We start from the raw sequence: 8,533 nt of genomic DNA on the forward strand, positions 1-8,533 counted from the left end.
CTTCAAGGAGCGACCCCATGAGTGCCCAGAAAGGCAAGGACCTCCTGATCCGGATCAGCGAGGGGGCGGGCTTCACGGCGGTGGCCGGCCTGCGCGCCCGGCAGCTCGCCTTCAACGCCGAGACCGTGGACGTGACGAGCGCCGACTCCGTCGGGCGCTGGCGCGAGCTGCTGGCCGGGGCGGGGGTGCGCCGCGCGGCGGTCTCGGGCTCCGGCGTCTTTCGCGACGAGGCCTCCGACGAGCGCCTGCGCCGGATGTTCTTCGAGGGCACCATCGACACCCTGCAGATCGTGGTGCCGGCCTTCGGCACGATCCAGGGCCTGTTCCAGATCACCAGCCTCGAGTACCGCGGCGACCATGCCGGCGAGGTGACCTTCGACATGGCCCTCGATTCGGCCGGCCCCCTCACCTTTACGAGCCTGTGATGGCGAACCGCAGGCGCGGAGAGGTCTCCGTCGCGATCGGGGACCGGCGCTACACCCTGTGCCTCACCCTCGGAGCCCTGGCCGAGTTGGAGGAGGCGCTCGGCGCCTCCGACCTCACCGGCCTCGCCGCGCGCTTCGCCGAAGGCCGCCTCGCCAGCCGCGATCTCATCGCCCTCCTCGGCGCGACCCTGCGCGGCGGCGGCCACGACCTCGACGACGCGGCGGTGGCGCGGCTGCCGCTCACGGGCGGGATCGAGCCCATCGCCACGGCCCTCGGCGAGGCGCTCGCCGCCGCCTTCGGGGCCGAGACGCCGGACCCATCACCTCCGGGCCCTTGAACCCCACGGGCGGGATCGCGCCGGAATCTCCCTCCGCCTTCCCGTGGGACGAGGCCATGGCCCTGGGCCTGAACGCCCTGCGCTGGAGCCCGCGCGACTTCTGGGCGGCGACGCCCCGCGAACTGATCGCCGCCGCCGGTCGCGGCGGCCGGCGCGACGCCGCCAGTGCCGCCGACCTGCGCCGGCTGATGGAGGCCTATCCCGATCCTTGAGCGGAGACACCCATGGCCGAGACCGAGATCGACCGCACCAATGCGGCGCGGGCCAAGCAGCTGAGTACCCTGGACAGTCTGGCGCAAAAATTCGGCGACAGCCTGAGCAAGGCCTTCATCAGCACGGTCGGCCCGGCCAAGCAGCTCGACGGTGCGCTGAACTCCCTCGTCGCGAAGCTCGCCGGCATGGCGGGCAAGGCCGTCCTCGACCCGGTGAAGAGCGGCATCGAATCCCTGGTGCGAAGCCTGATCAATTCCGGGGCCTCGAGCACCGCCTTCGCCAAGGGTGGCGTGATCTCCAGTGGCGTGATCTCCGGTGGCGTGATCTCCGGCGGGCGGGTGCGCCCCTTCGCCGAGGGCGGTGTCGTGGCCGCCCCCACCTACTTCCCCCTGCGCGACGGGACGGGCCTGATGGGCGAGGCCGGGCCGGAGGCGATCCTGCCGCTCACGCGGGGCAGCGACGGCCGGCTCGGGGTCGCCGGCGGGGCGGCGGGACGGCCGGTCTCCGTCACCGTCCATATCGCGACGCCGGATGCGGAGAGCTTCCGCCGCTCCGAGGCGCAGGTGGCCGCCGCCCTCGCCCGCGCCGTTTCCCGCGGCCGGCGCGCATCCTGAACCTCACCAGGGAGGCCCGTCATGGCCGGCGATTTCCACGAGGTCCGCTTTCCCCTCGACGTGGCCCTGCGCGGCAGCGGCGGCCCGAGCCGGCTCACCGAGATCGTGACGCTGGCCTCGGGGCGCGAGCACCGCAACAGCCGCTGGGCCGATTCGCGGCGGCGCTACGATGCGGGCCTGGGCATCCGCACCCTCGATGCCCTGCATGCGGTCCTCGCCTTCTTCGAAGAGCGGCGCGGGCGCCTCTACGGCTTCCGCTACCGCGACCGGATCGACCATCGCTCGGGGCCGCCGAGCCAGGCGGTGGGGCCGGGCGACCAGCGGCTCGGCCTCGGCGACGGCACGACGCGGGTGTTTCCCCTCGCCAAGACCTACGGCACCGGACCGCTGCCTTATCGTCGGCTCATCGCCAAGCCGGTGGCGGAGACCGTCCGGGTGGCGGTAGCCGGTGTCGAGCGTGCCCCATCGGCCTTCACCTGCGACGCCGCCACGGGCCTCGTCACCCTGGCGACGGCCCCCGCCCCCGGCGCGCCGGTGACGGCGGGGTTCTGGTTCGACGTGCCCGTCCGCTTCGACACCGACGATTTCAGCGTGGACCTCTCGGCCTTCACCGCCGGCGAGATCCCGAACGTGCCGCTCGTCGAGATCGTGCCCTGACCGGAGCCTGAAATCATGCGCGACATCCCCGCCGCCCTTGCCGCGCATCTCGCCGGCGGGTCCACCACCCTGTGTCATTGCTGGTCGCTGACCCGCCGCGACGGCCTCACCCTCGGTTTCACCGACCACGATCGCGACCTCGCCTTTTCCGGCATCACCTTCGCCGCGCGCTCGGGACTCGAGGCCGCCGAGGCGAGCGCGGAGCTCGGCTTCGCCGTGGGCGGCGGCGAGGTGGCCGGAGCGCTGACGTCGCTGGGCATCGCCGACGCGGACGTGGCGGGCGGGCTCTACGACGCGGCGGGCGTCGAGACCTGGCTCGTGGACTGGACCGATCCGGGGACGCGCCTCCTCCTCGACATCGGCACGATCGGCGAAATCCGCCGGGCCGGCACCGCCTTCGTGGCGGAACTGCGCGGATTGATGGACCGCCTCGACGAGGAACGCGGACGGACCTTCCGCGCCACCTGCGGCGCCGATCTCGGCGATGCGCGCTGCCGGGTCGATCTCGCCGATCCGCGCTACCGCACCAGCGGGACCGTCCTCGCGCCGGCACAGCCCGGCGAGATGCCGGTGGCCCTGGCCGGCACCTTCCCCGCCGGCCGCTTCACCGGCGGGCGGCTCAGCTGGAATTCGGGCGCGAATGCCGGGCTCGCCAACGATGTCCGGTCTCACGCGCCGGCCGATGGCGGCGCCCGGATCACCCTCTGGCAGGAGCCGCCCCGCGCCGTCATGGCGGGAGACGCCTTCACGCTCACGGCCGGCTGCGACAAGCGCCTCTCCACCTGCGCGGCCACCTTTTCCAATGCCGTGAACTTCCAGGGCTTCCCGCACATGCCCGGCAACGACTTCGTCATCCGCGGCACCGCCGGCACAGGCGCCGCCCTCGACGGCGGCAGCCTGTTTCGCTGAGCCGGCAAAGGAGACCGTCATGGCAAGCTCCGACCGGATCGTCGCCGAGGCACGGGGCTGGATCGGCACGCCCTATCGGCACCAGGCCTCGCTCAAGGGCGTCGGCTGCGATTGCCTCGGCCTAGTGCGGGGAATCTGGCGCGGGCTCCTCGGCCCGGAGCCCGAGACCGCGCCGCCCTATTCGGCGTCCTGGGCGGAATCCGCCGCCGGTGGCACCGACCCGATGGCGGAGGCGGCCCGGCGCCATCTCGTCGCCCTGCCCCGCCCCGACGCCGGATACGAACCCGAGGCCGGCGACGTCCTGCTCTTCGCCTTCCGCTCCCATCTGCCGGCCAAGCACTGCGCCATCGCCAGCGGGGCCGGGACGATGATCCACGCCCATGACGGGGCGGCGGTGACGGAGGTCGCCGTCACCCGATGGTGGCGCCGGCATCTGGCGCATGTGTTCCGGTTTCCGGGCGCCTGATAGCGGGAATGCAACGCGACGGACGGTCGTGCGCATCGCCTCTCCCCGCACGCGGGGAGAGGGTCACAGGCACCTCGCCGTGCCTGTGACGAGCGGAGCGAGGGTGAGGGGGCGGCTCCGAGTGAGCCTCATCCGAATGAGCCCCCTCACCGTCGGCTGCCGCCTCGACGTGCTCCCCGACGAGGGGGAGACACGTCCCTCTCCCCGCAAGCGGGGCGAGGAGATGCGCACCGACCGGCGTGGCCACCAACCTCGGGCAACGACGGTAGGCGTCCCGCCCCCGTACAGGACGCGCACTTCCCCCTCTCCCCGCACGCGGGGAGAGGGTCACAGGCACCTTGTCGTGCCTGTGACGAGCGGAGCGAGGGTGAGGGGGCGGCTCCGAGTGAGCCTCATCCGAATGAGCCCCCTCACCGTCGGCTGACGCCTCGACGTGCTCCCCAGCGAGGGGGAGACACGTCCCTCTCCCCGCAAGCGGGGCGAGGGGATGCGCACCGACCGGCGTGGCCACCAACCTCGGGCAACGACGGTAGGCGTCCCGCCCCCGTACAGGATGCGCACTCCCCCCTCTCCCCGCACGCGGGGAGAGGGTCACAGGCACCTCGCCGTGCCTGTGACGAGCGGAGCGAGGGTGAGGGGGCGGCTCCGAGTGAGCCTCATCCGAATGAGCCCCCTCACCCTCGGCTGACGCCTCGACGTGCTCCCCGACGAGGGGGAGACACGTCCCTCTTCCCGCGCGCGGGAAGAGGCGATGCGCGCGAACTGGCGCAATGAACTGAGTGCCCCTGATCCTTTAGCCCTCCCGTCCCGGAGCCCTCCCGCATGGCCACGCTCATCCTGCAGACGGCCGGGGCGGCTCTCGGGACCGCGCTCGGTGGCCCGATCGGCGGGGCGGTGCTCAGCACGCTCGGCGCCGTGGCCGGCGGCGCGATCGACAGCGCCGTGTTCGGGTCGCGGGCCGGGCCGCGCGTCGTGGAAGGCCCGCGCCTCGCCGATGTGGCCGGGCTCGCCTCCACGGAGGGCGAGCCGATCAAGCGGGTCTATGGCCGCGCCAAGGTCGGCGGGACGCTGATCTGGGCGACGCGCCCGCTGGAAGTGGCCAATACCAGCGTCCAGCGCGCCGCGTCCGGGGGCAAGGGCGGCGGCGGTCAGAAGACCGTGACCACGACCTATGCCTATTTCGCCGACCTCGCGGTGGGGCTGTGCGAGGGCGAGATCGCCCATGTCCGCCGGGTCTGGGCCGATGGCCGCGAGATCGACCTCACCACCCTGAACCACCGCCTGCACCGGGGCGGCGCCGACCAGGCACCCGATCCGCTCATCGTCGCCAAGGAGGGCGCCGACCGGGCACCGGCCTATCGCGGCCTCGCCTATATCGTGTTCGAGCGGCTGGCGCTCGCCGAGTTCGGCAACCGGGTGCCGCAACTCGCCTTCGAGGTGATCCGCCCCGTGGAGGGGCTCGCGGGCATGATCCGCGCGGTCTGCCTCATCCCCGGGTCGACGGAGTTCGGCCTCGACCCCCGCCCGGTCACCGAGGATGCGGGTTTCGGCGCCACGCGGGCGGCCAACCGGTTCCAGTTCCAGGAAGCGAGCGACGTCACCGCCTCCCTCGACGCGCTCCAGGCCCTGTGCCCGCGCCTCGCCCGCGTCTCAGTGGTGGCGAGCTGGTTCGGGAGCGATCTGCGCGCCGGCCAATGCACGGTGACGCCCAAGGTCGACCGGCCGGACAAGACGACCCTCGGCGACACGTGGAGCGTCGCCGGCCTGACCCGCGAGGAGGTGGAGACGGTCTCGACCGCGCCGACCGGGGGCGTCGCCTATGGCGGAACCCCCTCCGATGCCGGGCTCGGACGCCTCGTCGCCGAGCTGCGCCGGCGCGGTCTCGAGGTCGTGCTCTACCCGTTCGTGATGATGGATGTGCCCGCCGGCAACGGCCTGCCCGATCCGCGCGATGCCGGCGCCCTCCATCAGCCGCCCTATCCCTGGCGCGGGCGCATCACCTGTGTCCCGGCCCCCGACCAGCCGGGCAGCCCGGACGGGACCGCCGCCGCGGCGACGCAGGTGGCGGCCTTCTTCCACAATCCCGACGGTTATCGCCGCTTCCTCCTGCATTACGCCGACCTCGCCGCCGCCTGGGCGGCGGACGGCGTTCACTTGTCCGGCTTCATCATCGGCAGCGAGTTCCCGAGCCTCACCCGCGTGCGGGGCGAGGCCGGGCGCTATCCGGCGGTGGAGGCGTTCAAAACCCTGGCGCATGAGGTGCGCGCCCGCCTCGGGGCCGGCGTCGCCCTGGTCTACGCCGCCGATTGGACCGAATACGGCGCCCATGTCCGCGACGGCGGGGCGACCGTGCGGTTCCCCCTCGACGCGCTGTTTTCCGATCCCGCCATCGCGGCGGTGGGCATCGATTACTACCCGCCGATCAGCGACTGGCGCGACGGCGCGGACCATGCCGACCTCGCCGAGACCGACAGCCTCTACGACATGGCCTATCTCAAGCGCCGGCTCGGGGCTGGGGAGGCCTTCGACTGGTACTATGCCAATGACGCCGACCGCCGCGCGCAGCTGCGCACACCGATCACCGACGGCGCGGCGGCCAAACCCTGGATCTACCGGGCCAAGGACCTCGTCTCCTGGTGGTCGAACCCGCATCGGGAGCGCGACGGCGGGATCGAGACCGGCACCACGGCCTGGATCCCCCGATCCAAGCCGATCTGGCTCACCGAGATCGGCGTGCCCGCCGTGGACAGGGGCACCAACGGCCCCAACGTCTTTCCCGACGCGAAATCCTCCGAGAACGCCGCGCCGCCCTTCTCCGCCAATGTCCGCGACGACCTGATCCAGGCCCGCGGCCTCACCGCGATCCTGACCCGCTTCGATCCAGCGCTGCCGGGTTTCGAGCCGGCTCACAACCCGGTCTCCCCGGTCTATGGCGGCCCGATGGTGTCGCCTTCCTCCGTCTTCGTCTGGTGCTGGGACGCGCGGCCCTTCCCGGCCTTCCCGGATTTCGACACGGTCTGGGCGGATGCGGAGAACTGGTCCCTGGGTCACTGGATCACAGGACGGATCGAGGGGCTGGAGCTCGACCGCCTGATCGGCGCGATCCTCGCCGATCTCGGCATCACCGCACCGGCCCGGATCGCCGCCGATGCCTTTCTCGACGGCTATGTCATCGACCGGCCGATGTCGGCGCGCGGCGCCCTGGAACCCCTGGCCCAGGTCTACGGCCTCGACGTCTCGGCGGTGGGCGGCAGGCTCGACATTCGCGGCCCGCGCCGCGAGAGCCCGATCGTCCTGGCGGCCGCCGATCTCGTGCTCGCGGAGCGGGACCGGGCGCCCCTGAGCTTCGTCCGCGCCGAGGAATCCGAACTGCCCCGCGCGCTCACCCTCGCCTTCTGTGACGGGCAGAGCGCCGATTACCGGAAAGCCACCGCCTCGGCGATCCGCCCCACCGGCCTGAGGCGGCGCGAAAGCAACGCCGACGCCCCCATCGTGACCCGCCGGGGGAGCGCCGAAGCGCTGGCCGAAGCGCTTCTCGACACCGCCATCGCCGGGCGCGACAGCGCGAGTTTCGGGGTCAGCCCGCGCCGTCTCGACCTGATGCCCGGCGACCTCCTGGCCCTGCCCGGCGCGCGGCTGCCGCATCGGATCGTGCGGATCGCCGACAGCGCCGGCGCGCGGCGGATCGAGACCCGCGCCGTGCCGGTCCATAGCTCTCGCCTCGGCGCGAACCGAAGCCCCGACGACAGGCGATACCGGCCGCCGCCGTCCATGGCCGGGCGACCCTTCGCCCGCGTCCTCGACCTGCCGGTGGACAGGGGCAGCCCGACAATCCTGCACTACCTCGCGGTCTCGGCCGATCCCTGGCCCGGCGAGATGGCCGTCTGGCGCTCGGCCGGCACGGACGGCCCCCTCGGCCTGCACCGGATCGTCGATTATCCCGCCTGCCTTGGCGAGACGCTGACCGCGCTGCCGCCGGGACCGCTCTGGCGCTTCGACCGGGGAACCCGTCTCGATGTGCGCCTGCGCCATGCCGGCGCCCTGTCCTCGATTGCTGAGGACGATGCGCTCTCGGGCGGCAACCTGTTCGCCCTCGTGGGCGGGGATGGACGAATCGAGATCATCGCGGCGGCGGGCGCCGAACTGATCGGCCCCGGCACCTATCGCCTCAGCCGCCTGCTGCGCGGCCTGATGGGGAGCGAGGATCTGAGCCGGCGCGCGAATCCGGCCGGCTGCCTCGTGGTGCGCCTCGACGACGGGGCGGTCGTGCCCCTGGTGGACCGGCTCGACGAGGCGGGCCGCCCGTTCCGCTACCGGATCGGGCCGGCCGCCCGCGACCCCGGCGATCCGAGTTATGTCGAGCTGCAGGCGAGCGCCGGCCTGCTGCCGCTTCGTCCGCTCGCCCCGGTGCATCCGGCCGCGCGGCGCGAGGCCGGCGGGATCAGGCTGTCCTGGCTCCGCCGGGCGCGGCGGGACGCGGATGGCTGGGAGCCGGTGGACATCCCGCAGGACGAACCGGGCGAGACCTATCTCGTCGAGATCCGCGCGGCGGACGGCTCGACCCTGCGCACCGCCCGGACGACAGAGCCGACGCTTCTCTACGCCGCCGCCGACGAGACCGCCGATTTCGGCGCGCCGCAGACCCGCCTCGACGTGAGCGTCGCCCAGGTCGGGACCGTCGCCGGACCCGGCCCGAGCCGCCGTGCCCTCCTGCCCGTCCGCTCCACCTGAGCGACCCGACCGACCCGACCGACCCGGAGTCACCCCATGTCGCAGACGACAGACAACCTCGCCCTGCCGTTGATCGCGGCGGCGCAGGCGGGAAAACACGTGACCCACAACGAGGCCCTGGTGGTCCTCGACAGGCTCGTGCAACTCGCCTGCCTCGACAAGGACCTCACGGCCCCGCCG

General features: G+C 72.9%; 8 protein-coding genes and 1 pseudogene. All 9 read left to right on the top strand.

Annotated elements, in window-relative coordinates; genetic code table 11:
- Positions 1-17: 17 nt before the first annotated feature.
- The gene (locus tag FPV16_RS23505; RefSeq protein ID WP_227440951.1) at positions 18-425 is read left to right on the top strand and encodes a phage major tail protein, TP901-1 family; all 408 of its coding nucleotides are present in this window, start codon (positions 18-20) and stop codon (positions 423-425) included.
- On the top strand, positions 425-763 hold the full coding sequence (locus FPV16_RS23510) for a gene transfer agent family protein (protein WP_227440952.1): 339 nt from the start codon (positions 425-427) through the stop codon (positions 761-763). The genes FPV16_RS23505 and FPV16_RS23510 overlap by 1 nt, the downstream gene beginning before the upstream one ends.
- Complete coding sequence (locus FPV16_RS23515; RefSeq protein ID WP_227440953.1) at positions 760-975, top strand: phage tail assembly chaperone; 216 nt, start codon at positions 760-762, stop codon at positions 973-975. Before FPV16_RS23510 ends, FPV16_RS23515 begins: the two co-directional genes overlap by 4 nt.
- 12 nt (positions 976-987) lie before the next feature.
- On the top strand, positions 988-1,590 hold the full coding sequence (locus tag FPV16_RS23520; RefSeq protein WP_227440954.1) for a phage tail tape measure protein: 603 nt from the start codon (positions 988-990) through the stop codon (positions 1,588-1,590).
- A 21-nt stretch (positions 1,591-1,611) separates the two neighbouring features.
- Positions 1,612-2,247, top strand: a complete 636-nt coding sequence (locus FPV16_RS23525; RefSeq protein ID WP_227440955.1) for a DUF2460 domain-containing protein — start codon at positions 1,612-1,614, stop codon at positions 2,245-2,247.
- 15 nt (positions 2,248-2,262) lie between these two features.
- Complete coding sequence (locus FPV16_RS23530) at positions 2,263-3,156, top strand: DUF2163 domain-containing protein (RefSeq protein ID WP_227440956.1); 894 nt, start codon at positions 2,263-2,265, stop codon at positions 3,154-3,156.
- A 19-nt stretch (positions 3,157-3,175) separates the two neighbouring features.
- The gene (locus FPV16_RS23535) at positions 3,176-3,622 is read left to right on the top strand and encodes an NlpC/P60 family protein (protein WP_227440957.1); all 447 of its coding nucleotides are present in this window, start codon (positions 3,176-3,178) and stop codon (positions 3,620-3,622) included.
- Between the two features lie 822 nt (positions 3,623-4,444).
- Positions 4,445-8,353 carry a glycoside hydrolase/phage tail family protein gene (locus FPV16_RS23540; protein WP_227440958.1) on the top strand — a complete coding sequence of 1,303 codons (3,909 nt, stop codon included), beginning with the start codon at positions 4,445-4,447 and terminating at the stop codon, positions 8,351-8,353.
- Between the two features lie 36 nt (positions 8,354-8,389).
- Positions 8,390-8,533 (top strand): annotated as a pseudogene (locus FPV16_RS23545) (DUF2793 domain-containing protein); the annotation flags it as partial.

The organism is Methylobacterium sp. W2, from assembly GCF_020662345.1.
GTDB lineage: Bacteria > Pseudomonadota > Alphaproteobacteria > Rhizobiales > Beijerinckiaceae > Methylobacterium.